Source organism: Pseudomonas sp. PA-4-8C, from assembly GCF_021606625.1.
GTDB classification, from domain to species: domain Bacteria; phylum Pseudomonadota; class Gammaproteobacteria; order Pseudomonadales; family Pseudomonadaceae; genus Aquipseudomonas; species Aquipseudomonas lactis.
This window is the reverse complement of record NZ_WKCD01000019.1, coordinates 1-26,359: the sequence shown is the minus strand read 5'-3', so window position 1 is coordinate 26,359 and position 26,359 is coordinate 1. Positions and strand designations below refer to the sequence as shown.

The following is a 26,359-nucleotide window of genomic DNA, read 5'->3' as shown; positions in this document are numbered from 1 at the left end:
CTCGGTAACTGACCCACCGCCATCGCAGGCAAGCCAGCTCCCACATTTTGATCTCCACCGGCTCCAAGGCATACTGGCCACCCTCGGCACTCCAGAATCAAGATCCGCCCCATGCGTATCCACGTCAGCTTCATCGACCGCGTCGGCATCACCCAGGAAGTCCTGGCCTTGCTCGGTGGGCGCAATCTCAATCTGGATGCGGTGGAGATGGTGCCGCCCAACGTCTATATCGACGCGCCAACCCTCAGCGCCGACGTGCTCGAAGAGCTGCGCGACGCGTTGTTCAGCGTGCACGGCGTGCAAGCGGTAAAGGTCGTCGACATTCTTCCGGGCCAGCGCCGCCACTTGCAACTCGACGCCCTGCTGGCGGCCATGACCGACCCGGTACTGGCCCTGGACAGCGCCGGCAAGATCCTGCTGGCCAACCCGGCATTGATCGCCTTGTACGGCCGTGAACCAGCCGGCGAAAGCATCACCGAGCTGTTCGATGACGCGGCCTTGCTGGAGACCCTGCTGGAGCAGGGCTTTCGATTGCCGCTGCGCGAGATCAGCGTGAACGGCCAGACCTTGCTACTGGGCGCCACGCCGATCACCGACGCCGGCGCCCTGCTCACCCTTTACCAACCCAACCGCATCGGCGAACAACTGTCTGCGCTGCACCATGACCATGCCGAAGGGTTTGATGCGCTGCTGGGCGAGTCGCCAGCGATCCGCACGCTCAAGGCACGGGCGCAACGGGTGGCGGCGCTGGATGCACCGCTGCTGATCCAGGGCGAAACCGGCACCGGCAAAGAGCTGGTGGCCCGCGCCTGCCACGCCATCAGCACGCGTCACAGTGCGCCGTTCCTGGCACTGAACTGCGCGGCACTGCCGGAAAACCTCGCCGAAAGCGAATTGTTCGGCTATGCGCCTGGCGCCTTTACCGGCGCGCAACGCGGTGGCAAACCGGGGCTGATGGAGCTGGCCAACCAGGGCACGGTGTTCCTCGATGAGATCGGTGAAATGTCGCCGTACCTGCAAGCCAAACTGCTGCGCTTTCTCAATGACGGCAGCTTTCGCCGCGTGGGCGGCGACCGCGAGGTGAAGGTCAATGTGCGCATCCTCAGCGCCACCCACCGCGACCTGGAAAAGATGGTCAGCGAAGGCACCTTTCGCGAAGACCTGTTCTACCGCCTCAACGTGCTCAACGTCGCCGTGCCGCCCTTGCGTGAACGCGGCCAGGACATCCTGCTGCTGGCGCGCTACTTCATGCAGCAAGCCTGCGCGCAGATCCAGCGCCCGGTCTGCCGCCTGGCGCCGGGTACCTATCCTGCCCTGCTCGGAAACCACTGGCCGGGCAACGTGCGGCAGTTGCAAAACGTGATCTTCCGCGCTGCCGCCATCTGCGAAAGCAGCCTGGTGGACATCGGCGACCTGGACATCGCCGGCACCTCCGTGGCGCGCCAGAGCGATGGTGAAGTCGACAGCCTGGAACAGGCCGTGGAAGATTTCGAGCGCAGCCTGCTGGAAAGCCTCTACAGTCGCTACCCCTCGACCCGCCAACTGGCCAGCCGCTTGCAAACCTCCCACACGGCTATCGCCCACCGCCTGCGCAAGTACGGCATTCCCAACAAGCCCTGACGGAATAAACGCGGTTCAACTGTGGGAGCTGGCTTGCCTGCGATAGCGGTGGGTCATCCAGCTCCTTAGTGACGGGTAGACCGCCATCGCAGGCAAGCCAGCTCCCACAAAGGCGCAATCCAGATTTGGTCTGGGAACGACATTCAGTGTACTGAAAGCGCTACAGCGTAACGATATCGCTACAACCCTGTTTTTTGCGCGCCATGCAAGGCTTTGATCCACATAGGCTTTTTTTCACCCACCGGACTGTAGCGAAATCGCTACAGCGTCCTCAGCCAACCTTTTCGCCGAATTTATTAACCCATTGATCTATAACGATTTAATAACGTTGGCCGCGATATTGCTAAGCAACTCCTCATTATTCCAATCCCGTCCACCAGACGATTCTGGCCCTGAGGAGTTTCCATGAGCGAGTTGCGTTTCACTGAAGATCACGAATGGCTGCGCGCCGAAGCCGATGGCAGCGTCACCGTGGGTATCACCGCGTTTGCGCAGAACGCGCTGGGTGATGTGGTTTTCGTGCAACTGCCGGAGTTGCAGGCTTACGAAAAGGGCGCCGAAGCCTCCACCGTTGAGTCGGTAAAAGCCGCCAGCGGTGTGTACATGCCGTTGGACGGTGAAGTCCTGGAAGTCAACGACAAGCTCGATGCCAGCCCGGAACTGGTCAACGAAGACCCGATGGGCGAAGGCTGGTTCTTCCGCTTTAAACCCGCCGATGCCGATGCAGTGGCTAAGCTGTTGGATCAGGATGCGTACGACCGCCTGATCAAAGCCAACGCTGAAGCCTGAGGAGCGCGCCATGACCGTTAATCTGACCACCGCCAACGAATTCATCGCCCGCCACATCGGCCCGCGCCAGGAAGATGAGCAGCAGATGCTCGCCAGCCTGGGGTTTGATTCCCTCGAAGCGCTAAGCGCCAGCGTGATCCCGGAAAGCATCAAGGGCACCAGCGTACTCGGCCTGGAAGACGGCCTGAGCGAAGCCCAGGCCCTGGCCAAGATCAAGGCCATCGCCAGCCAGAACCAACTGTTCAAGACCTACATCGGCCAGGGCTATTACAACTGCCACACGCCGTCGCCGATCCTGCGCAACCTGCTGGAAAACCCGGCCTGGTACACCGCCTACACGCCGTATCAACCCGAGATTTCCCAAGGCCGCCTGGAAGCCCTGCTGAACTTCCAGACCCTGATCAGCGACCTCACCGGCCTGCCGATTGCCAACGCCTCCCTGCTTGACGAAGCCACCGCCGCTGCTGAAGCCATGACCTTCTGCAAGCGCCTGAGCAAGAACAAAGGCAGCCACGCGTTCTTCGCGTCGGTGCACAGCCACCCGCAAACCCTCGACGTATTGCGCACCCGTGCTGAACCTTTGGGCATCGATGTGGTGGTCGGCGATGAGCGTGAACTGACCGACGTCAGCCCGTTCTTCGGCGCGCTGCTGCAATACCCGGCCAGCAACGGCGACGTGTTCGACTATCGCGAACTGACCGAACGCTTCCACGCCGCCAACGCACTGGTCGCCGTGGCCGCCGACCTGATGGCCCTGACCCTGCTGACGCCGCCGGGCGAATTCGGCGCCGACGTGGCCATTGGCAGCGCACAACGCTTTGGCGTGCCACTGGGCTTCGGTGGCCCACACGCCGCGTACTTCTCCACCAAGGATGCGTTCAAGCGCGACATGCCAGGCCGTCTGGTCGGTGTGTCGGTAGACCGCTTCGGCAAGCCGGCCCTGCGCCTGGCCATGCAGACCCGCGAGCAACATATCCGCCGCGAGAAAGCCACCAGCAACATCTGCACCGCCCAAGTGCTGCTGGCCAACATCGCCAGCATGTACGCCGTGTACCACGGCCCCAAAGGCCTGACCCAGATCGCCCAGCGCATTCACCAGCTGACCGCGATCCTGGCCAAGGGCTTGACGGCCCTGGGCCAGAACGTCGAGCAGGCACACTTCTTCGACACCCTGACAATCCACACCGGCGCTCACACTGCCGCCCTGCACGACAAGGCCCGCGCCCAGCGCATCAACCTGCGTGTAGTAGACGGCGAGCGCGTTGGCTTGTCGGTCGACGAAACCACCACCCAGGCCGATATTGAGGCCTTGTGGGCGATCTTCGCCGACGGCAAAACCCTGCCAGCCTTTGCCGCCACCGACAGCACCCTGCCGAGCGCATTGCTGCGCCAATCGCCGATCCTCAGCCACCCGGTCTTCAATCGCTACCACTCGGAAACCGAGCTGATGCGCTACCTGCGCAAGCTGGCCGACAAAGACCTGGCCCTGGACCGCACCATGATCCCGCTGGGCTCGTGCACCATGAAGCTCAACGCCGCCAGCGAAATGATCCCGGTGACCTGGGCCGAATTCGGTGCCCTGCACCCATTCGCCCCCGCTGCGCAAAGCGCCGGCTACCAGCAACTGACCAGCGAACTGGAAGCCATGCTCTGCGCGGCCACCGGTTATGACGCGATCTCCCTGCAGCCGAACGCCGGCTCCCAAGGTGAGTACGCGGGCCTGTTGGCCATCCGCGCCTATCACCAGAGCCGTGGCGAAGCACGTCGCGACATCTGTCTGATCCCGTCATCAGCCCACGGCACCAACCCTGCGACCGCCAACATGGCCGGCATGCGCGTAGTGGTGACCGCTTGCGATGCACGCGGCAACGTCGATATCGAAGACCTGCGCGCCAAGGCCATCGAGCACCGCGAACACCTTGCCGCGCTGATGATCACCTACCCGTCCACCCACGGTGTGTTTGAGGAAGGTATCCGCGAAATCTGCGGGATCATTCATGACAACGGCGGCCAGGTGTACATCGACGGCGCCAACATGAACGCGATGGTCGGCCTGTGCGCACCGGGCAAGTTCGGCGGCGACGTGTCCCACCTGAACCTGCACAAGACCTTCTGCATTCCCCACGGCGGTGGCGGCCCAGGCGTTGGCCCGATTGGCGTCAAGTCGCACCTCACGCCATTCCTGCCCGGCCACGCGGCCATGGAGCGCAAAGAGGGCGCGGTGTGCGCAGCGCCGTTCGGCAGCGCGAGCATTTTGCCGATCACCTGGATGTACATCAGCATGATGGGCGGCGCCGGCCTCAAGCGTGCGTCGCAGTTGGCGATCCTGAATGCCAACTACATTTCCCGTCGCCTGGAAGAGCACTACCCGGTGCTGTACACCGGCAGCAATGGCCTGGTAGCCCACGAATGCATCCTGGATTTGCGCCCGTTGAAAGACAGCAGCGGCATCAGCGTGGACGACGTGGCCAAGCGCCTGATCGATTTTGGTTTCCACGCGCCGACCATGTCGTTCCCGGTGGCCGGCACCTTGATGATCGAGCCGACCGAAAGTGAATCCAAGGAAGAACTGGACCGCTTCTGCGACGCCATGATCGCCATCCGCGAAGAAATCCGCGCGGTAGAAAACGGCACCCTCGACAAAGACGACAACCCCCTCAAGAACGCGCCGCACACCGCCGCTGAACTGGTGGGCGAATGGAGCCATCCTTACAGCCGTGAACAAGCGGTGTACCCGGTGGCGTCGTTGATCGAAGGCAAGTACTGGCCGCCGGTTGGCCGGGTCGACAACGTGTTTGGCGATCGCAACCTGGTGTGTGCGTGCCCTTCTATCGAGAGCTACGCCTGATCTGACGGGAGATACGCGGCCAGTGTGGGAGCTGGCTTGCCTGCGATAGCGGTGTATCAGCCGACAGTGATGTTGTCTGACCCACCGCTATCGCGGGCAAGCCCGGCTCCCACATTGGCCGAGTCCACCTCAGAAAATAATAAGAAACCGGAGAACAACCATGTCCCTTAGCGTGTTCGACCTGTTCAAGATTGGCATCGGCCCCTCCAGTTCCCACACCGTCGGCCCGATGCGTGCCGCCGCTCGATTCGTCGAGGGGCTCAAGCGTGACAACCTGTTGGAGGCTACCACCGGCATCAAGGTGGAACTCTACGGGTCGCTGGGCGCCACCGGCAAAGGCCACGGCAGCGACAAGGCCGTGTTGCTGGGGCTGGAAGGCGAACACCCGGACACCGTGAACACCGAAACCGTGGCTGCACGCCTGGCGCAGATGCGCAGTGACGGGCGCCTCAACCTGCTCGGCGAACACAGCATTGCGTTCAACGAGAAAGAACACCTGGCGATGATTCGCAAGCCCCTTGCCTACCATCCCAATGGCATGATTTTTCGTGCCTTTGACGCCGCCGGCATTCAGACCCGTAGCCGCGAGTACTACTCGGTCGGTGGCGGTTTCGTGGTGGATGAAGACGCGGCGGGCGCCGACCGTATCGTCGAAGACGCCACACCCCTGACCTTCCCGTTCAAACACGCCAAGGACTTGCTCGGCCATTGCACCACCTATGGCCTGTCTATCAGCCAGGTGATGCTGACCAATGAAAGCGCCTGGCGCCCGGAAGCGGAAACTCGCAGCGGGTTGTTGAAGATCTGGCAGGTGATGCAGGACTGCGTCGATGCCGGCTGCCGCAACGAAGGCATCTTGCCCGGAGGCTTGAAGGTCAAGCGCCGGGCAGCGGCCTTGCACCGGCAGTTGTGCAAGAACCCCGAGTCGGCGCTGCGCGACCCGCTCTCAGTGCTGGACTGGGTCAACCTGTATGCGCTGGCGGTCAACGAAGAAAACGCCAATGGCGGGCGCGTGGTCACCGCGCCCACCAACGGTGCGGCCGGGATCATTCCCGCCGTGCTGCATTACTACATGCGTTTTATCCCCGGCGCGAACGAAGACGGCGTGGTGCGCTTTTTGCTCACCGCCGCCGCCATCGGCATTTTGTACAAGGAAAACGCTTCGATCTCAGGCGCCGAAGTCGGGTGCCAGGGCGAAGTCGGCGTGGCCTGTTCCATGGCCGCAGGCGCACTCTGCGAAGTGTTGGGCGGCAGCGTGTCCCAAGTGGAAAACGCCGCCGAGATCGGCATGGAACACAACCTCGGCCTGACCTGCGACCCGATTGGCGGGCTGGTGCAGGTGCCGTGCATCGAGCGCAATGCCATGGGCTCGGTGAAGGCGATCAATGCGGTGCGCATGGCCCTGCGTGGCGACGGGCAACACTTTGTGTCCCTCGACAAGGTCATCCGCACCATGCGCCAGACCGGCGCCGACATGAAAAGCAAATACAAGGAAACCGCCCGTGGCGGTTTGGCGGTCAACATTATCGAGTGCTGACGCCCACAAGCGCGTCGGCACGTTTTTCAGGAGCTGAATATGTCCACCGAAACCCTGTTGAAAACTCCTCTGCACGCCCTGCACCTGGAACTGGGCGCACGCATGGTGCCCTTCGCCGGCTACGACATGCCGGTGCAGTACCCCTTGGGCGTGATGAAAGAACACCTGCACACCCGTGAACAGGCCGGGTTGTTCGACGTTTCACACATGGGCCAGATCCGCCTCACCGGCGCGAATGCGGCCAAGGCCCTGGAAACCCTGGTGCCCGTCGATATCATCGACCTGCCGGTGGGCATGCAGCGCTATGCGATGTTCACCAACGAGCAAGGCGGCATCCTCGACGACCTGATGGTCGCCAACCTGGGCAACGACGAGTTGTTCCTGGTGGTCAACGCCGCCTGCAAGGACCAGGACCTGGCGCACCTGCGCACACATATCGGCGACCAATGCACCATCGAACCGCTGTTCGAAGAACGCGCCCTGCTGGCCCTGCAAGGCCCGGCGGCAGTGAAAGTATTGGCGCGCCTGGCCCCTGAAGTCACCCAGATGACCTTCATGCAATTTGCCACCCTGCGTTTGCTGGGCGTGGACTGCTACGTCAGCCGCTCCGGCTACACCGGCGAAGACGGCTTTGAAATCTCCGTGCCGGCGGCCAATGCCGAGAGCCTGGCCCGCAGCCTGCTGGCCGAAACCGAAGTGCAGGCCATCGGCCTGGGCGCCCGCGATTCGCTGCGCCTGGAAGCCGGCCTATGCCTGTACGGCCACGACATGAACACCGACACCACGCCAATTGAAGCCAGCCTGCTGTGGGCGATCTCCAAGGCCCGGCGTGCCGATGGCGCGCGGGCTGGCGGCTTCCCCGGCGCCGACCGCATCTTCACCCAGCAGCAAACCGGTGTGGCCCGCAAACGAATAGGCCTGCTGCCGCAGGAGCGTACCCCGGTGCGTGAAGGCGCAGAAATCGTCGATGCCCAGGGCACCGTGATCGGCAGCGTCTGCAGCGGCGGCTTCGGCCCCACCTTGGGCGGCCCGCTGGCGATGGGTTACCTGGACAGCGCATTTGTCGCATTGGATACCGAAGTTTGCGCAATGGTACGTGGGAAAAAGGTGCCACTACGTGTAAGTAAAATGCCATTCGTCCCGCAACGTTACTACCGCGGTTGATTGACTGTTTCTATAAGTAACGCGGTTGCGTTGACGCGCACTAAACTGTAACGCAACCGCCATAAAACAGTGCATTGACGATAGGCATTTTTATAGCTAACGCCCTATAACAAGTGAATAACTCTATCGAATAAGTCGGTATCAGAACATTCAACAAAGTGTCATGAGACCCAGCAAAATCAGGGTCTGCCGCAGGGCTTGTTTTTTTCATCTTAGTTGGCGTAGAGTTTGCCCACTGTGTTTGCATGGGTCGCTTGGAACCTGGACCTGGGCAGTAGCTGAAGTAGTTGCTACAACCCGTTCGACGTCTCTTAACTTTCCTGCAACCCAGCCCAGTACTCTTTCGTGTGAAAGGGGCTGTCATTAATTTTTAGCGTCAAAGGAAAGAAGAAAATGTCGGATAGCAAACGTCAGAGCGGTACCGTCAAGTGGTTCAACGACGAGAAAGGGTTTGGTTTTATCACTCCTGAAAGCGGCCCGGATCTGTTCGTGCATTTCCGCGCTATTCAGGGCAACGGCTTCAAAAGCCTGAAGGAAGGCCAGAAGGTCACCTTCGTTTCAGTTCAAGGCCAGAAAGGCCTGCAGGCTGACGAAGTCCAAGCAGAAGGCTGATCCTTGCTGCGACAAAAAGCCCCTGATATGACATCAGGGGCTTTTTTATGGGCGCCATTGCGTAAACTGCGTGCTTTCTCCAGAGAGCCCTGCCATGTCCAAACCCCTGTTGAGCCCCCAGGGCGAATTCCCCGCCGTTGGCCTGGGCCGTCGCCTGGCAGCGATGTTCTACGACTTCCTGTTGTGCACCGCCTTGCTGATCGTCACCGCGTTTATCTACAAGCTGGTGTGGATCGCCTTCGTGGGCGAAGCGAAGATGCGCACACTCACCGAGTCCGGCGCGCTGGACGGTGACCCGTTGCTGTCGACGATCCTGTTGTTTGTGCTGTTCGGGTTCTTCGCCAAGTTCTGGACCCATTCGGGGCAAACCCTGGGCATGCAGGTGTGGGGCGTGCGCGTGCAGAACGCTGACGGCTCGCGGATCAGCCTGTGGCAGGCATTGTTGCGTTTTGTGGTGTCGATTGCGTCATGGCTGTGTGTGGGACTGGGGTTTATCTGGTCGTTGTTCGATAAACACAAACGCAGCTGGCATGACATCTATTCGGATACGCAACTGGTGCGGATCCCGAAGCCAAAGAAATAACTCAGATGTGGGAGCTGGCTTGCCTGCGATAGCGGTCTTGCAGTCAAAACACCTGTGACTGTTACACCGCTATCGCAGGCAAGCCAGCTCCCACATTTTGATTTTTGCTCAGCCTGAGGATCAGGCGTTGCCGGCCAGTTTCAACCGTGCAGCCTGGGTAAAGTCCAACATACGCTTGAGCGGCCGTACCGCCTGCGGAATCACCGCCGGTTCCACGAAGATCTCATTACTGCCCTCACGCAAACACTGCAGCGTACGCTCCAGCGTATTCATTGCCATCCAGGGGCAGTGCGCGCAACTGCGGCAGGCTGCGCCGTTACCGGCAGTGGGCGCTTCGACGAAGACTTTGTCCGGGCACAACTGCTGCATCTTGTAGAAGATGCCGCGATCAGTCGCCACGATAAAGGTCTTGTTCGGCAAGCGTTGCGCCGCAGCGATCAGTTGGCTGGTGGAACCCACCGCGTCCGCCAGTTCGATCACCGAAGTCGGTGACTCCGGGTGCACCAGGATCGCCGCATCCGGGTACAGCGCCTTCATGTCTTCAAGCTGCTTGGACTTGAACTCTTCGTGGACGATGCAGGCACCGTCCCACAGCAGCATGTCGGCACCGGTCTGACGCTGGATGTAGGTACCCAGGTGTTTGTCCGGGCCCCAGATAATGGTCTCGCCGTTGTCCATCAGGCTCTCGACGATTTCCAGCGCGCAGCTGGAAGTCACCACCCAATCCGCCCGGGCTTTGACCGCCGCCGAGGTGTTGGCATACACCACCACCGTGCGCTCGGGGTGTTGATCGCAGAACGCAGAAAACTCATCCACCGGGCAACCCAGGTCCAGGGAGCAGGTGGCTTCCAGGGTCGGCATCAGGATGCGTTTTTCCGGCGTGAGGATCTTGGCGGTCTCGCCCATGAAGCGCACGCCAGCCACCAGTACGGTCTTGGCTGGGTGGGCGGCGCCGAAGCGCGCCATCTCCAGGGAGTCGGAAACACAGCCACCGGTTTCTTCGGCCAGGGCCTGAATCACCGGGTCGCAATAAAAGTGGGCAACCAGCACTGCGTCCTGAGCCTTGAGCTCGGCGGCAATGGCGGTTCGCAGGCTCGCCTCTTCGGCAGCGCTGAGCACCTTGGGCTGCTTGGCGTCGAGGTGGGCTTGAACCAGTAGGCGTTCGGAAATGTGCGTCATGTTCGCAAGACCTGCAGGCGCAGTAGCGCGAAAGTCGAGTGTACCACCGGCTCCGGAGCCCTTCGGGCGCCGCCGGACGAAGTGTTTTTGTTCATCAAGCACGGGTAAAGCTAAAGCTGCGCAAGGCTACAGAATATCCAATGGATTCAAAAGCCTAATCTGGTGATCAGGCAAAGTGCTTAATCCCTGGCCGTGACACGCCGATTAGGCGGCGTCCGCACAACAATCAAAACCGCCCCTTCCCCTCCCCCGCCTCTTAAAAATCAGGAATATCAGGTCCCCTTACCCCGGCGCGCACTAAATTTGTGCATTTATGCACTGAATTACGCGATTTTTCTTACGTCTTGTGTAATAAATCCTACAGAGATGTAACAAACCGTCGACCACTCACTCAAGTAGGGCAATTACCGCTGAGTTCAACGCTGGCTCAGACGGTATGGATCGTGTGTATTTCTACGTTAAGGATGTCGAGTGCCAAACCTGCTCTCAACCGGACACTTGTGTTGTACCCGGAACCTGGGCATCGCCCTGCTCTGCTTGTGGGCGCTGCCCGTGGCTGGCGCCGAGGCGCCGCAGCCAGGCCAGGAAGCCCTGCGCTTGCAGCAGCAACAGCAACGCGACCTGCAGCAATTACAACTGGAGCAGCGCCAACGCCAGATGCAACGTGGCAGCTTCGGTACACCAGCGGTCACACCGGCCTTGCCAACAGACATCGCCAAGGATGAACACTGCTGGCCCTTGAGCGGTACGCGCCTGGCCGGGGTCACGCTGTTCAGCCGTGCCCAGTTGAATAAACATATCGAGCCCTACGTGGCGCCTTGCATGGGCGTCCCGCAGATCAACCGCCTGCTGGCCGAGATCACCCGGCTGTATGTCGAGGCCGGTTATATCGCCAGCCGCCCCTACCTGATCAGTGCGCCCGCCGCCGGGAAACCGCTGGATATTCACGTCGAAGAAGGTTACCTGGAAGCCATCGAACTGGCCGACCAGAGCCTGCCGGTTTCATTAGGCGGGGCATTCCCCGGAATGCTCGGCAAACCACTGAACCTGCGAGACCTGGAACAGGGCCTGGACCAGCTCAACCGCCTGCGCTCGGTGGACCTCACCGCCGACATCGCCCCAGGCAGCACAGCGGGCGCGTCGCGCATCATCCTGCGCTCACGCAGCAGTGCCTCGCGCTGGGCCTTGGGCCTGGGCGTGGATAACCTCGGCAGCGCCAGCACCGGGCGTGATCGCAATGCCATCAACTTGAGCCTGGACAGCCCCCTGCAAATCAACGACTCGCTCAACCTGAGCTTCAGCGACACGCTCAACCATGGGCCGCGCTACAGCCGCAGCCACAGCCTGTTCTATTCCATCCCCTACGGCTACTGGACCTACAGCCTGTTCGCCAGCCATGCCGAATACCGCTCGCCGTTCAAGCTCAGCCACACCACGTTTTACAACAGTGGCCGCACCGATCAGGTCAGCCTGCGCAGCGACCGTGTGCTGTGGCGCGACCAGGGCCACCAACTGAGCGCCAACCTACAACTGGCCTACAAAGACGTCGACAGCTACCTGCAGAAGGTACACCTGGACATCCAGAGCCCCACCCTGACCGTGGCCGAAGCGGGCCTGAACCTGTTCTGGCTCAACAGCGCGGTGTGGAACCTGGACGTCAACTACGCCCAGGGCCTGACCTGGTTCGGCGCCGATCGGGATGCCGACCAGGTGCAGAAAAACCGGCCAAAGGCGCAGTTCCACAAGTACCGCGCCAACCTCACCCAATGGCGCAACGGCCAATGGTCAGCGCAGCCATGGCAGTGGCAAAGCCAGTTGTCGGTGCAGTACAGCCCGGATGCATTGCCCGCCATCGAACAACTGCTGATTACCGATGACTCGGCCGTGCGCGGCTATCGCGAAAACAGCAGCTCCGGTGCTATTGGCGCGGTATGGCGCAACACCTTGCGCCTGCCACTCAACACTGACTTGCCGGTGAAACTCACCCCGCGCCTGGGCCTGGACAACGGCTGGGTCAAACACGAACACGGTGCCCAGAGCCAACGCCTGAGCGGCGCCAGCGCGGGGCTCAACCTGAGCTGGAAGAACGTGCAGCTCGACGTCGATTACCAACGCAACCTCAACACCCCCACAGGTTTTCGCCAGGAGCCGGAGGTCTGGCTGACGCGCCTTAGCGTGCAGATATGAGCCCACACCCGTTTTTAGCCTGAGTCACCGCCGTACCTGACCACCCCAGCAGCGTTGCAACGCACAACGCGCGTCGTGGATCAGCCAACACAGAGCGAGATTATTTATGCCGACTACTCCACACAGCTTCCACCTTTCACCCCAGGGCAAACTGCGCTGGGCCATTGCCAGCCTGTTCCTGCTGCCGCAGCTCGCGCTCGCCGCAGGCTTGACCGTCGTCGAAGGGCCTGGCGGCACGCCGCAACTGCAAAACCAGGGCGGTGTACCCATCGTCAACATCGTCGCGCCGAATGCGGGCGGCCTGTCCCATAACCAGTTTCTGGATTACAACGTCGACCGCCAGGGTCTGGTGTTGAACAACGCCTTGCAGGCCGGCCAGTCCCAACTCGCCGGGCAACTGGCCGCCAACCCGCAGTTCCAGGGCCAGGCGGCGAGCGTGATCCTCAACGAAGTGATCAGCCGCAACGCCTCGACCCTCAACGGTGCTCAGGAGATTTTCGGCCAGGCGGCCGATTACGTGCTGGCCAACCCTAACGGCATTTCGGTGAATGGCGGCAGCTTCATCAATACGCCCAACGCCAACCTGGTGGTGGGTCGCCCCGAACTCAACGACGGCAAGCTGCAAGCCTTGAGCACCCGCGATGCCAACGGCCAACTGACAGTGCAAGGCCAGGGCCTGCAAAACCGTGAAGGCTCCATCAACCTGATCGCGCCGCGCATCGACAGTGACGGGCGCCTCAGTGCCCGCGATCAATTGAACCTCACCGTTGGCCGTAACCAGGTCGACTTCGCCAGCGGGCAAGTGCGCCAGGTGGACCCGGCCAGCAAGACCCAGGACCAACGCATCGACGCGCGCCTGTTCGGCGCAATGCAGGCCGGGCGCATCAACATCATCAGCACCGCCGAAGGCGCCGGTGTGCGTGTAGGCGGCGTGCAGGTGCAAGGCACTGACGGGGTGAAGATCAGTTCGGCCGGCGACCTCGACATCAGCGGCCAGGTGCGTGCCGACAGCCTCGACGCCACTCGCGCTGGCGTGCACAGCCGCCAGGGCGATATCGACTTGCACAGTGCCAAGGACCTGAGCCTGGCCGCCACCGACGTCAGCGGGCGCAACGTCAAACTTGACGCCAGCCGCAACCTGACCCTCAGCAGCCTGGAAAGCCGCAAGCTCCAGGAAAAGCGTGAGCAGTGGAACAACAGCAACTTCCTGTTCACCTACGAAACCTACGACCGCACCACCACCGACAAAGACTCGCGCCAGCACGGTAACAAGGTCGTGGCGCAACAGGATGCGGCGCTGTCTTCCGGCGCCAACACCGAGATCAAAGCCAGCCATGTGGAAGCGGGCAAAACTCTGCGCGTCAACAGCGGCGCAGACCTTCAGGTGAACGCCGCCACCGAAACCCATGAAACCCGCGACCAGGGCAACCATCGCAAGCACCTGTGGAAAGCCAACTGGGATAAATCCAGCAGCGAACAACGCAGCATCACCAGCAGCCTCAAGGCCGGAAAAACACTGGAGCTGACCAGCCAACAGAAGCTGCAATTGCAAGGCGCCGAGCTGAAAACCCCCGGCGATATTCAACTGGCCGCCCGGCACGTGGAAATCACCAGCGCCAGCCGCACCCAGAGCAGCCGCGACAACGCCTACTCCGGCGACCTCACCGGTGGCAGCTTCTTCGGCAAGAACGGCGACGGCAACCAAGGCAAGACGTCGAACACCGCTAGCAAGGTCAACGCCGACGGCAAGCTGATCGTCAAGGCCGACGACGTGCGCATCAGCGGCAGCCAGGCCCGTGGTGGCAAGCAGGCCAGTGTCATCAGCGACAAAGGTTCGCTGGTGATCGACGGCGTGCAGGACACCTCCCACGACAACCGCTACAGCAACGACAGCAAGTTCTTCGGCATCTCCAAGGATGAAAGCCGCAAGAACCTCAAGGACAGCACCGTGGTTGCCAGCGACCTGCGCTCGGACAGCAACCTCAAGCTGCAAAGCGCCCAGGACATCCGCGTCAGCGGCTCCCAGGTGTCGGCTGGCGGTGAACTGCAGGCGGATGCCAAAGGCGATATCAAGGTCGTTGCCGCCGAGAACACCACTCACGACACCACCGGCACCCATACGCGCGGCTTCGATGGCTACGCCAAGGAAACCGAGGGTGTCAGCCGCCAGTACCGTGCGGGGTTGAGCTATGAAGACCAGCAGCAAACCCGCAAGACCGACACCACCGAACAGCAAGGTTCCAGCCTCAAGGGCGGCAGTGTCGTGGTGAAGGCCGGTGGCGATGTGAGCATCCAGGGTTCGGACCTCAAGGCAACCGCAGGCGATGCCACCGTCAGCGGCAAGAACGTCGAGCTGTTGGCTGCCCACGACAAGCACACCGAAGCCGTCGACAAAACCACCACCGGCGGCAGTTTCTACTACACCGGCGGCATTGATCGGGCAGGCAGTGGCGCGCAGTTCAGCCACCAAAGCAGCCAAGACACCGCTGAAAAAACCACCGCACAAACCAGCGCCGTGGCCGCGACCGGCAAGCTGACCATCAACGCTGGCAACACCTTCACCAGCGAGGGTGCACAGGCCAAGGCCGGCGCCGAGCTGCAGGTCAACGCTGACCAGATTAACAACCAGGCCGCCCATTCCACCGAGACCAGCACCCACAAGGAAAACGGCTGGACCGCCGACGTCGGCGCCAATGTGGAATACAAAGGCATTACCCGCCCGATTGAAAAAGCCGTCGAGGGTGTGGCCCAGGCCAAATTCCATCAGCCCGGTTTGCTGGACGCATTCGAGCAACCCAATGTCGGCCTGGATGTGGAAGTCGGCCACACGAACAAAACCGGCACAACGCAGGACAGCACCGCCGCGGTCAGCCAGTTCAGTGGCGCCACGGTGCAGGTCAATGCAGCCGGCACGTTGCAGGATGAGGGCACCCAGTACCGCGCCACCGACGGCGGGCTGAACATCAAGGCGGGCGAGCACCTTGCCACGGCAGCGGCCAACACCCACAGCAGCAGCGAGCAAGGCGTGGACGCCAAGGCTGGCGTACGGGTCTATACCACCACCGGCGAAGACGTGAATGTGCGCGGCAGCGGCCTGGGTGGCAGCAGCGATGTGCGCGAATCCACCCGCACAGCAGTGGTCGGTAGCTATGTGGCCAGCCAAGGCGTGAGCATCGAGGCCAAGGGCGATGCCCGTTATGAAGGCAGCCAGTTCGACGGCGGCCAGGCTGGGGTTAACCTCAAGACCGGCGGTGAGCTGGCGCTCAACCAGGCCACCAACACCCAGAGCAAAAACAGCAGCACGCTGCGCGGCAACGGCTCACTGACGGTGGGCACCGCGCCCGGTGCGAATGGCAGCAACATCAACCTCGGTGCCGGCGTGCAGTTGGATAACAAGCGCCTGGACACCCAGGACAGCCAGGCCCAGGTCGCGACCCTTCAAGGCAGCGGCCCCATCCAGCTCAGCAGCGGCGCTGACATGACCCTGCAAGGCACGCAGATCGGCAGCACGGGCGCGAAGGCTGGCGATATCAGCCTCAATGCCGGCGGCAAGCTAAACCTGCAAGCCGCCACCGACAGCCACGTCAGCAACGGCAGCAACCTGGGCGGTGGCCTGACCCTCGGCGCCGGCAAGACCAGCAGCGCCGAAAGCAGCAGCAAGACCGGCAGCCTCAGCGCCAACTTCAACATCGGCAAAGTGGCGGAAAACGACCAGAGCGCCGTCGTCGGGCAGTTTCACAGCAGCGGCAAGGTCAGCCTCGCCAGTGGCGCTGAGGCAACCAATGCCATCCACTTGCAGGGCACTCAGATCAGCGCAGCCAGCGTTAGCCTGGATGCGCAAAACGGCGGCATCGTGCAAGAGTCTGCGCAATCGACCCAGGCCCATAACAACTGGGGCGTTACCCTGGGGGCGGGCGGCAGCGTTGGTAAAACCACCTTGGCCAATGCCGGTGAACATGCGACACCCAAGACCCAGCGCGGCATCAATGCGCGGGCCACGGTCGATGTGGATCACCTGCAAGGCACCACCCAGCACAACAGCCTGATCACGGCGGGTGACGTCACCCTCAACAGTGCCGGTGATACCCATCTGGCCGGCGCGCGTATCGACGCCGACAAGGTGATCGGCACGGTGGGCGGCAACCTCGTCGTCGAAAGCCGCAAGGACCACGTCAACAGCACCCAGGTAAATGTCGACGCCAGGCTGGATGTCGAAAAAAACCAGCCGGGGGTGGTGGATAAGCTGGCCAAAGCCAGCGGCCCACTGAAGGACAAGGTACAAGCCAAGGCTGAAGGCGCGTTCGACAAGCATCGCGACAAGCTGGAGAACGTCGTCGACAAGGGCACCGGGCACCTGGCGTCGGCCAAGGACAGCGTGGTCAACGGCGTGGTTAACGCCAAGGAACGCCTGGGCGAAAAACTCACCCGCAGTGGCAGCTATGACGTGAACCCGCAACCCCGTGGCGCCTTCGGCACCCGCGTGGACAAGGCCAAGGCTTACCTGGCAGACAAGACCGATGCCCTGGGCACGCGCCTGTCTGGCTTCAAGGATAAGGTCTGGCCAAAAACCAGCGACAGCTACACCGTCAGTGGCAAAGACACCACCGGCAGCAAGGTGGCCAATACCGCTGAAAGCGTGTTGTTCGGTGACAAGAGCGGCAATACCAGCTACACCCCGACCCTGTATCTGGATGTCAGCCATGTGGCCAAGGACAGCGTCACTCAGGCGTCAGGCATTCGCGCAAGCCAGGGCGTCAACCTGCAGGTGAAGGGTGATACGCAGCTCACGGGCGCGCGGATCAGTGCGCCCAATGGCAAGGTCGAGCTGGGTGGCTCCAAGGTGACCGCAACCACCCTGGCCGGCAGCGACTACCGTGCCGATGTCGGGCTGAACGTTTCGAAGTCACCGGTCAACCTGGCCCTGGGTGCCAAGGACGAACTGACCCAGAAACACGACGACGCCACGCGCAAGGATCAAGCCTTCAACCTGGGCCCGCTGCGCGCGGGTGGGCACAGTGAAAGCCAGGCCTTGCAGGCGGGGATTGATCAGGCCACCAACTAAAGGGTAATGCCCACCCCACTGTAGGAGCGAGCTTGCTCGCGAAGAACGTCAACGATGACGCTGGCATGCTTGGAGTACGCGGCGTCCTCAGGTTTTTCGCGAGCAAGCTCGCTCCTACACATCAGTTGAAGAGTGCCTGTAGGTTCTTCATCGCGTCATCGGCAAAGCCTTGCAGGAAGGCTTCAAACGCCGGTACGTCTTCCTGGCCGCCCGTGTACGGCTGGCCAATGATGGTCCAGGTCGCCAGGCTCTGGGTCGGGCCTTGTGGCACAACTTCCATCAGCGCCCACAGGTTACCAATGTTCAGTGAGGTGTAAATCAGTGACCAGGTCATGGTCATGGCGTGGTCGTCATGGCTGTTGAGTTGCTCCATCACCACATTGCCGTCCTTGAACAACTTCTTGCGGACCGAACGCACGCCCTCGCCGGTCATTTCGATATGGGACAACGCCGGAATAAACTTCGCGAAACCGGCGAAATCGCCGACCACATTCCACACACTGCGAGCATCGCCGTTCACGCTGACACTGGCGACGACAGGGTTACCCACCGGGTTACGGACCAGGGTATCGGGTTGTTGCATAAGAGAGCTCCTCTTTTCCGGGAGGCCGATAGTGGGCTCCTACCCAACGCAGTGAGCTGTACACATTCAACACCTGCTTGGCGTGGTTATGCGTTTTTGGCTGACTGCCGTAACGCCAAGGCCGCTACACCACACACGATCAACGCGATACAGGCCACGTAGAACGCATCGCTGTAGGCCATCAGGTACGCCTCGCGCCGCACGGTGTGGATCAAGCCCTCGATCACCTGCTGTTGAGTGGGTAACAGCGGGTTGAAGATGAAGGCCTCGCTGTCAGCCAGGCTGGCGCGCAGGCGCTCCTGAAAGGCCGGGGAAAACAGCGTAATCGACTCCCCTACCCGCTCAGAGTGAAAGCGCTCGCGCATGGCCACGATCTGCGTCAGGCCCGCCGTGCCCACGGCACCACCCAGGTTACGCAGCATGGAGAACAAGGCCGAGGCCGAGCCGGCTTCATCCTTGGCCAGGCCAGACACCGCCAGTACGGAAAGCGCCACCATGATCAGCGGCTGCCCGATGCCCCGCACCACGGTGGACGGAATAATCACGTTGGCGGCGCTGTCCACGTCCAGGTGCGCACCGAGGTAGCACCCCAGGGCCATGATGAAAAAGCCACTGGCAACCATCAGTTTCGGGTTGAGCCACTTCATCAGGCGCGGCATGAACGGCGCCAGTACCAGCTGCACCATGCCGTAGGCGATCAGGCTGATGCCAATCTCCCGGGCGTTGTAGCCCTGCAGTTGGGACAAGTAATTGGGCACCAGGAACACCAGGCCGAAAGTGGCCCCGCCGAAGATGAACATCGCTGCGCTGGCCACGCCGAAGTTGTAGCTCTTGAGCAGGCGCAGGTTGATGAAGGCGCGGCTGCCATACAACTGCGACAGCACGAAGTACACCAGGGCAACGCCGGCGATCAGCGACATCCACACAATGAAAACGGAGCCGAACCAGTCCTTGCGGCCGCCTTCTTCCAGCACGATCTGCAAGCCACCCAGGCCGACGATCATGGCGATGATCCCGCCCCAGTCGCCGCGCTTGAGCAGGCTCAACTGCATGGGTTTGGCATCGATCGACCATGCCACCGCCAACAGCAAGAGAATGCCAGGGGCCAGTTGCAGGTAAAAGATCCAGCGCCAGGAATAGGCATCGGTCAGCCAGCCGCCAATGGACGGCCCGGCGGCCTGGGCGACGCTGTTGGAGAGCGCGAACAAGGCCATGCCCATCGCGATCTTGCTGGGCGGCAGTTCAGTGATGATCAGTTGGAATGACAAGGGAATCAGCACTGCGCCGGCAGCGCCCTGGATCACCCGAATGATGATCATCACTTCCAGGTTAGGCGCCCATGAGCAGGCTATGGACGCCACCAGAAACACAAACGAGCCCACGAGCATCACACGCCGCAGAGAGAACACCTGCACCAACCAGGCGGTCAGCGGGATCATCACGATTTCCGCGACCAGGTAGGCGGTGGAAATCCACGAGCCTTCTTCGAACGTCGCCCCCAGGGAGCCTTCGATCTCCGGCAGCGCGGCGCTGGTCACGTGCACGTTCATGCCGGCCATGAAACAGCCGAACAGCCCACCGATCACCGCCACCCAGGCGCGAAAGGAGACGCTCTTTTCAGCCGATTCAGTCATGTGCAGCGCCCTGCTTATCTGGGCGGGTGTCCACCGTGGTGATGACCGACATGCCCGGCAGGATTGGCCCGCCTTCGTCATGCTCATCAATGACGATCTTCACGGGAAAGCGTTGCACGATCTTGGTGAAATTGCCGGTGGCGTTATCCGACGGCAACAGTGCGAACACCGCCCCGGAGCCTGGCGAGAAGCTCACCACATGGCCTTTGAGCTTGCGCCCCGAATAACTGTCGACGCTGATATCCACCGGTTGGCCGGCACGCATATGGCGTAATTGGGTTTCTTTGTAGTTGGCCACGACGTAAGCCTGCTGCACAGGCACCACCGCCAGCAGCGGCAACCCTGGGGCGACGTATTGGTGGGTTCGCACTTTGCGCTGCCCCACTACGCCGTCGATGGGCGAGCGGATCAAGGTGTCCTCCAACGCATGCGTCGCCAGGTTCAACCGCGCCTCGGCCTGGCTGCGCCGGGCTATCTGCTGCTGGAGCGAGGCCTGGGCCAATTGACGGCGGGTGACGGCCACGGTCAAGCGGGTTTCCTGCTGAAGTTGCATGGCCTTGGCAATCTCCACCGCAGCATTGGCCTGGGTGTAACTGGCGGCGGCCGTTTCCAGTCGCTGGGTGCTGGCGGCGTGATCGCGCACCAAACCTTCGTAGCGGCGCTGGTCCAAGCTCGCACGGCGCAATTCGGCGGCCACGCTGCGGGCGTGAGCCTCGGCCTGGGCAACGCCGGCCTTTTGCTGGGCGATCAGGCTGTCGGTGACGTGCAGGTTGGCCTCTTGCGCCGCCACCGAGGCTTGGCTTTCGGCCAGTTGTGCGCGGGCCTGTGCCAAGCGGGCCTGGTAGTCACGGGCCTCGATGCGCACCAGCACGTCCCCTGCCTTGACCGGCTGATCATCCTCTACCATGACCTCGGCCACATAGCCTGAGACCTTCGGGCTGATGGGAATCCAGTCAGCCCGCACATAGGCATCATCGGTCTGCTCCAGGTAGTGGCCGACCGTCATCCAGTACAGGCCGAACACCACCGCCGCGATCAACAACGCGGCGACGCCCAGCAGGAGCAGATGCCTTTTGCGGCGTGGGTTGCGAGTAGGCGCCTGTTCATCCTGGGCAGCAGTTGTTTCATCAACGGCGATATTCATGGCTGGGTACCGGAAAGAGTGGTGTAAGCGTGGGTGGGCGCTGATGACTGCCAACCACCGCCAAGGGCACGGAACAGGCTGATCTGGCGTTGCAGCAATTGACCATCGGCGTCGGCCCGCGTGGCCTGCAAACGGATCAGCTCACGCTCACTGTCCAGCACGTCGAGAAAGTCGATAGAACCTGCGTCGTAGTTGAATTGGGCCAAGGTGTAGGCCTGGCGGCTGCTCTCCAGCGCCTGGCTCAGGGCCGCGTGGCGCTGGCGTTCGCCGTCGTACAACGCCAGGGCCTGGCGCACCTCCTTGAGGGCCTTGAGCACGCTGGCCTCGAATTGCGCCACCTCTACCCGCTCAAGCGCTTGCGCCTGGTTGACCCGTGCGCGGTTGGCCTGCCAATTAGGGAACTGCCAGGTGATCAGTGGGCCGATGCCGAACATCACCGCACTGCTATCGCCCAGCTCATGGAATTTGTTGGCTGAGGAAGACACTGAAGCGCCGAAGGTGACCTTGGGGTACAGGTCGGCCTGGACGATATCCACTTGCAGCGTGGCCGCCTGCAACGCGCGCTCGGCCTGCCGGATATCGGGGCGGCGCGCCAATAATTGCCAGCCATCGCCCACCGGCAACTCGGCATTGAGTCGGGGCACCACTTCACACGTTGCGGCGCCAGAGCCTTCTTCAAGATCAGCGACGCCGGTCAGCATGGCCAATTCGTAGAGCGCGGCTTGTCGGCGCGCCTGCAGCATCGGCAGCAACGCCTGGGTTTCGCCTTGCAGGGCTTGCATGCGGCTGTATTCAAGGTCTGTCACCACACCGGCCTCGCGCTGGCGATCAATCAACGCCAGGCTGCGCCCGACCACGTCCAACGAATGGCGCTGGACCTTGGCACGCGCGCCCAAAGCGCAGGCATTCACATAAGCGCGAGTGGTTTGCGCCACGACCGTGATGCGCAGCAGGTCTTCGGCATCCTGCGCCGCCGCGGCTTGCACCTGAGCCCGTTCAATGGTGCGCTGAACCTGGCCCCACACATCCACTTGATAAGCCAGCTCCAAGCCTGGGTTGAATGCCCACTCTGACGGCGCGTGGCTATCGGTGGCCTTGGCCAGCGTCTGGTCATCGGCCGTCTTGCCGTAAGCGGCACCCAGTGACGCCTGGGTGGACGGCCAGCGCTCGGCATCGGCCTGCATGATCCCCGCCAGCATCGCCTGCACATGGGCCTGGGCCGCCGCCAGGTCGCGGTTGTGCAGCAGCGCCTGTTGCACCAGCGCATCGAGTTGCGGATCGTTGTACAACTGCCACCAACGCTCGGGCAATGCCTGGGCGGACACACCCTGCGGCAGATGGCTCAAGGCATTGATGCGTTCAGGATGTGGCTGTGCCGGCTTATGTGCGACCCAGGATGAACAACCCGCCAACAACGCCACTGCCACACCGAGCAGCGAGAGACGGCCATGTCGTGGGAAAAAAGAAGGCGAACCCATCAAAGAAATCCAGAAGGCCAAGTAGAGACGCAGGGTAAAAGCGCAACGGGGTGCGCATCTCCCGAGTTCTGGACAACCATCGTTTCGATTGGGACAAGGTGGGACGGCGCTTCTGAATCGCGCGTCGAACTCGTTCAGAAATGTGGGAGCGGGCTTGCCCGCGAAGGCGGTGTGTCAGTCGGTGCATCTGTTGCTGCACTAAAGCTTTCGCAGGCAAGCCAGCTCCCACATTGGACCTTCGTCGCCCCTCGCCAAAGTGCCAGTCACGGCTACCGCTGTGATTCAGACCAGGCGGCAGTGACTCGGGGTGTAACCCAGGGTGCGCTTGAACATCGCGGTAAATGCACTAGGGCTTTGGTAACCGTGCTCCAAAGCCACCTCCAAAATGGAGGCGCCACTGGCCAGCCGCTGCATGCTGAGCAGCAACCGCGTGCGCTTGCGCCATTCGCCGTAACTCATGCCCAGTTCTTTCTGGAACAGCCGAGCGAGGGTGCGTGAACTCATATTGAGCTGCACCGCCCAACACTCCAGTTTCGATTCCTGGGAAGGGTTGTCGATAAAGTCGGCACACAGTGATTTGAGCCTCGGCTCATGCGGGATCGGCACATGCGCCAGTACCCGCTGCGCGCGGTCAAGCTCCGAGAAAATCAGCTCGACAATCTGCACATGACGCAACGACGCCGGCTGGCTGTCAGGCTCATCGCCCGCAGCCACAATCAGCTCGCGCAGCAAGGGTGAAACCCTGATGACCTCGCACTCCTGCGCCAACCGACCGTGCGCCCCCGGCGAGATCAGCAAAGTGCGCATACGCACCTCGCCGGTCATGCGGATCTGATGCTCCATCACCGGGGGCACCCATAGGGCGTGCCCGGAAGGCAGCACCCAGGTTGCCTGCTGCACCGACACCAGCATTACACCGTTGATGGCATAGACCAGTTGGCCCTCGTCATGTCGATGAGCAGCCACTATGTCGCCGTGCACGTAGTTACCGGCGAGGGCTGCCAAAGAGGTATGCGCGTTCATTTCAGCAAGCCGCGAGCAGGTCAGGCCGGCCACTGTTGGAAGGATCCTTGGGCATCATGTCGCGTCTCCTTTTTTGAACAGAGTGACCCATTGAGCCTCAGTGGCCACTGGATCCAATACTAAACAAAGAAAGGGGGCGGGGAATTGCGTATTAGGGTGGGGACTGTGAAAAAACGTCGAGTAAAAATTAAAAAAACCAAAATATCGGCGAGTAGATTTCAAGAAAAAAAGATTATTGCTTTTGGGGATAACAGGGGCTCGCAAAGAGCCCCTGTTCGGGCTTAACCCTAAAACGCGTAACGCGCCTTGACCATCACCCCATCAGCATCAAACCCGCTACGCGCCTGGCGGGTATAGCTGGCGCCCACGGTCAGCGCCGACACCTGATAATTCAGGCCCAGGCTGGCTTCGTAACTGTCACGTGCGACCGAAGCGCCCGTGACGGTAAAAGCCGAACCACCCAGCACAAAGCTGGAGGTTTGCGCCACGCGGTCACCCATCAGGTCGTGGTAGGCCATCAATGTGGCTTCCGGTTGCAGGCTGCCAGTGGCCAACGGGAAGTTGCCGGCCAAGCGCACACCCGCGCCCAACTCGCCCACTTCATAGCGTTGCGAGCCGGTACTCAGCGCCGCTGAGGAGCCCTTCTCGGTGAAGCTGTCCATGCGCACGTTGGAATAACGTGCCGCCACTCGCGGTTCAATCACGGCAGCATCCGACAGCTTGAAGCTGTAGCCGCCCTGTACGCTGGCCGACAACACATTGCTGTCGTAGCTGCCCTTGGCGGTTGTGCCCGCTACACGACGCTTGCTGTCATTGTCGTTATGGCCGTAGCTCAGGCTGCCGTCGACGAACCAGTTCTGCAGCGACCAGTTGCCGTACAACGACAGCGCATGGCCCTGCACGTCGGTCTTGGTGCCCAGGTCCGAATGGATGTTGGAGTTGAGGTAGCTGTAAGCCACACCCACCGTGGTGCTGTCGTTCAACCGACCATCCACACCCACCGCCATGCCGCTGCTGTTGGCCGAATAACCGTTGTCGCCGCTGCGTCCATCCTGATCCATGTTGCTGCTCAAGCCTTGCAACCACACACCCACGGCTTCGCGATTATCACGCTGGCCCGAGAGGCGATTGAGGATCGCGCCATTGATCACCGTCTGGCCCGACAAGGCCACGTCCAGCGCGCCACGGTTGACGTCCGGCTTGAGTTGCTCGCCCACCTGCGCCAACTGCTGCGCCGTGCCCGCGTTGGCCAGGGCCTGGAACACCGGATCATCCGTTGCCAACTGCCCGAGCACGTCATTTTTTGCTTCGTTGACCACAGTGACAACCGGCTCAGTGGCGCCCGCGCCGGTCAGCTCCTCTTGCACTTGCTGATTGCTCTTCAAGCCCACCACGGCCTTGACCGTTTGCGCGTCGGCCGAATAACTGAGCACATCCAGCAACGACGAAGTGCTGGCAACCGACAGGCCGTTGTTCTGCACACTGCTGGCTTGCAGCAAGGTGTACTCGGTGCCACTTGGCACGGCGGTGAAATCGCCTGGGTTGGCGCTCAAGGTCACTTTCGATGCCTGGGCGAAATTCGCCGCACCGTTGACCGTCAGGTATGGCGTGGTTGGCACTACGCTATTGGCCAGGCGCATATCAATGCCTGCACCGCTGGCGATGTTGAGGTCACCGGTGAGCACCGTGCCCGGGGCCGACAGGTTCAGAGAGCCCGAGTTGATCGACACTGGCGCGATGATGCGGCTGCCCGAAAAGTCAGCCTGGCCGGCGATGTTCACCGCGCTGACGTTGAGCACATCGCCGACGATTTTGCCGCCGGTCCAGTTGAGGGTGGCGCGGTTGGCTGCGTCGATAGCGATTCCGGAATTGCTGCGGATTTCACCGGCTTGTTGGTTGATTTCGAAGGTGGAGGTTTGCTCAGCTGCGTCGACAGAGATGGCCGTGCCATCGGCGATGATCGTGCCGCGGTTGATGATGCCGCGGGAGCCGGTGGGGGTGTTTTGGATGAAGGTGGCGCCCAGGAGGTCGAAGGCTTTGGCGTTTGTACCTTGGGCTTGGAGGGTGCCGGTGTTGAGGATGGAGTCGACGGTACCTGCATAAAAAACAATACCGGAAGCATCTGCGCCGTTCACAGACAGCAGGCCACTGTTTTCGATGCGCAGTGGACTCGTGGTGGTTTCAACTTCTATGCCCCAGGCGCGCTGGCCCGTTGCAGTGATAGTCCCGGAGTTGATGATTTTGCCGCCGATATTGATCGGGAAATCACTCGGGCCATCCACTGCCAGCGCCACTACTTCATCGCCGACCACCTCGATCACGCCCGTGTTAGCAACGTCGCCTGCCACTTGCGTGTTATGCAGGAACATACCCTCGCCGCCAACCGTGCCACCAAAAGCAGAAGTGCCCGATACAACGGGAGTTGTTTTAATGGTGCCGGAGTTGATTACGCTGCCACCAATCACGGCTTCACCGATCTCAAAACCTTCATAACCCCCATTGTTCATGGTGATGTTACCGGCCTGAATCAGATCGCCCGTAATTGTGCTTGGGGTTGAAGTTCCATCTCTGAAACCGAATGGGTCCACGGCAAACGCTCGGATGGAGCGCCCGTCCGACGTCATCACAATATCGGCACGATTAATCAGCGAACCTTGAATGTGGGTTTCGGAAACACCGACCCCCATCAAAGCAGTGGTGCCAGATTCAGGGGTGGGGGTTTGATTGGTTGCTTGGGTCAGCCTCCCGGTGAAGGTCAGTGACTCGTTAAACGTCTCGCCCTTCCACGAGGTTTTGCCTTGACCCAGATCCACTTCAACGGCCAATGCCTGGCTGCTGATTGCACCGACCATCACGGCCAACAGTTTTTGCTTGAACGGTTTTTGCTTCATTTGAAAACTCCATGTACGACAGAAG

General features: G+C 61.4%; 16 protein-coding genes. 9 read left to right on the top strand and 7 right to left on the bottom strand.

Annotated features, from left to right (window positions below; translation table 11 throughout):
* Window positions 1-111 precede the first annotated feature (111 nt).
* The 7 genes from GIW04_RS05885 (at window position 112) to GIW04_RS05855 (ending at window position 9,153) form a co-directional block, all read left to right on the top strand.
* Window positions 112-1,620 carry a sigma-54-dependent transcriptional regulator gene (locus GIW04_RS05885; protein ID WP_120248611.1) on the top strand — a complete coding sequence of 503 codons (1,509 nt, stop codon included), beginning with the start codon at window positions 112-114 and terminating at the stop codon, window positions 1,618-1,620.
* A 405-nt stretch (window positions 1,621-2,025) separates the two neighbouring features.
* The gene (gcvH, locus tag GIW04_RS05880; RefSeq protein ID WP_003193826.1) at window positions 2,026-2,409 is read left to right on the top strand and encodes a glycine cleavage system protein GcvH; all 384 of its coding nucleotides are present in this window, start codon (window positions 2,026-2,028) and stop codon (window positions 2,407-2,409) included.
* A gap of 10 nt (window positions 2,410-2,419) precedes the next feature.
* Window positions 2,420-5,257 (top strand): aminomethyl-transferring glycine dehydrogenase, encoded by a 2,838-nt coding sequence (gene gcvP, locus GIW04_RS05875; RefSeq protein ID WP_120248610.1) that lies wholly within the window; start codon window positions 2,420-2,422, stop codon window positions 5,255-5,257.
* Window positions 5,258-5,417: 160 nt separating this feature from the next.
* On the top strand, window positions 5,418-6,794 hold the full coding sequence (locus GIW04_RS05870; protein ID WP_034128553.1) for an L-serine ammonia-lyase: 1,377 nt from the start codon (window positions 5,418-5,420) through the stop codon (window positions 6,792-6,794).
* 39 nt (window positions 6,795-6,833) lie between these two features.
* Window positions 6,834-7,958: a glycine cleavage system aminomethyltransferase GcvT gene (gene gcvT, locus GIW04_RS05865; RefSeq protein WP_003193832.1), complete on the top strand. Its 1,125-nt coding sequence runs from the start codon at window positions 6,834-6,836 to the stop codon at window positions 7,956-7,958.
* Window positions 7,959-8,351: 393 nt separating this feature from the next.
* Window positions 8,352-8,570 carry a cold-shock protein gene (locus tag GIW04_RS05860; protein WP_003193835.1) on the top strand — a complete coding sequence of 73 codons (219 nt, stop codon included), beginning with the start codon at window positions 8,352-8,354 and terminating at the stop codon, window positions 8,568-8,570.
* 94 nt (window positions 8,571-8,664) lie between these two features.
* On the top strand, window positions 8,665-9,153 hold the full coding sequence (locus GIW04_RS05855; protein WP_003193838.1) for an RDD family protein: 489 nt from the start codon (window positions 8,665-8,667) through the stop codon (window positions 9,151-9,153).
* Between the two features lie 120 nt (window positions 9,154-9,273).
* Here the strand turns inward: GIW04_RS05855 and nadA are convergent, their stop codons facing one another.
* The gene (gene nadA, locus GIW04_RS05850; RefSeq protein ID WP_003193840.1) at window positions 9,274-10,332 is read right to left on the bottom strand and encodes a quinolinate synthase NadA; all 1,059 of its coding nucleotides are present in this window, start codon (window positions 10,330-10,332) and stop codon (window positions 9,274-9,276) included.
* A 471-nt stretch (window positions 10,333-10,803) separates the two neighbouring features.
* On the opposite strand from nadA, the gene GIW04_RS05845 reads away from it, so the two are divergent.
* Together GIW04_RS05845 and GIW04_RS05840 are read left to right on the top strand one after the other, a co-directional pair.
* Entirely contained in the window at window positions 10,804-12,519 is a 1,716-nt protein-coding gene (locus GIW04_RS05845; protein ID WP_120248609.1) for a ShlB/FhaC/HecB family hemolysin secretion/activation protein, read from the top strand.
* Between the two features lie 106 nt (window positions 12,520-12,625).
* The gene (locus GIW04_RS05840; protein ID WP_120248608.1) at window positions 12,626-17,581 is read left to right on the top strand and encodes a hemagglutinin repeat-containing protein; all 4,956 of its coding nucleotides are present in this window, start codon (window positions 12,626-12,628) and stop codon (window positions 17,579-17,581) included.
* Between the two features lie 121 nt (window positions 17,582-17,702).
* Here GIW04_RS05840 and GIW04_RS05830 read toward each other — a convergent pair whose 3' ends face one another.
* From GIW04_RS05830 to GIW04_RS05805, 6 genes are all read right to left on the bottom strand, one after another.
* The gene (locus GIW04_RS05830; protein ID WP_003193845.1) at window positions 17,703-18,164 is read right to left on the bottom strand and encodes an SRPBCC family protein; all 462 of its coding nucleotides are present in this window, start codon (window positions 18,162-18,164) and stop codon (window positions 17,703-17,705) included.
* A gap of 86 nt (window positions 18,165-18,250) precedes the next feature.
* Window positions 18,251-19,798, bottom strand: coding sequence for an MDR family MFS transporter (locus GIW04_RS05825; protein ID WP_120248607.1), 1,548 nt, complete (start codon window positions 19,796-19,798; stop codon window positions 18,251-18,253).
* A complete protein-coding gene (locus tag GIW04_RS05820; protein WP_120248606.1) occupies window positions 19,791-20,942 on the bottom strand; it encodes an HlyD family secretion protein in 1,152 nt (383 codons plus the stop codon). Before GIW04_RS05820 ends, GIW04_RS05825 begins: the two co-directional genes overlap by 8 nt.
* Window positions 20,939-22,420 (bottom strand): efflux transporter outer membrane subunit, encoded by a 1,482-nt coding sequence (locus GIW04_RS05815; RefSeq protein ID WP_120248605.1) that lies wholly within the window; start codon window positions 22,418-22,420, stop codon window positions 20,939-20,941. The genes GIW04_RS05820 and GIW04_RS05815 overlap by 4 nt, the downstream gene beginning before the upstream one ends.
* Window positions 22,421-22,702: 282 nt before the next feature.
* Window positions 22,703-23,443, bottom strand: a complete 741-nt coding sequence (locus GIW04_RS05810) for an AraC family transcriptional regulator (protein WP_120248641.1) — start codon at window positions 23,441-23,443, stop codon at window positions 22,703-22,705.
* Between the two features lie 287 nt (window positions 23,444-23,730).
* The gene (locus tag GIW04_RS05805) at window positions 23,731-26,334 is read right to left on the bottom strand and encodes an autotransporter family protein (RefSeq protein WP_120248604.1); all 2,604 of its coding nucleotides are present in this window, start codon (window positions 26,332-26,334) and stop codon (window positions 23,731-23,733) included.
* Between the last annotated feature and the right edge of the window lie 25 nt (window positions 26,335-26,359).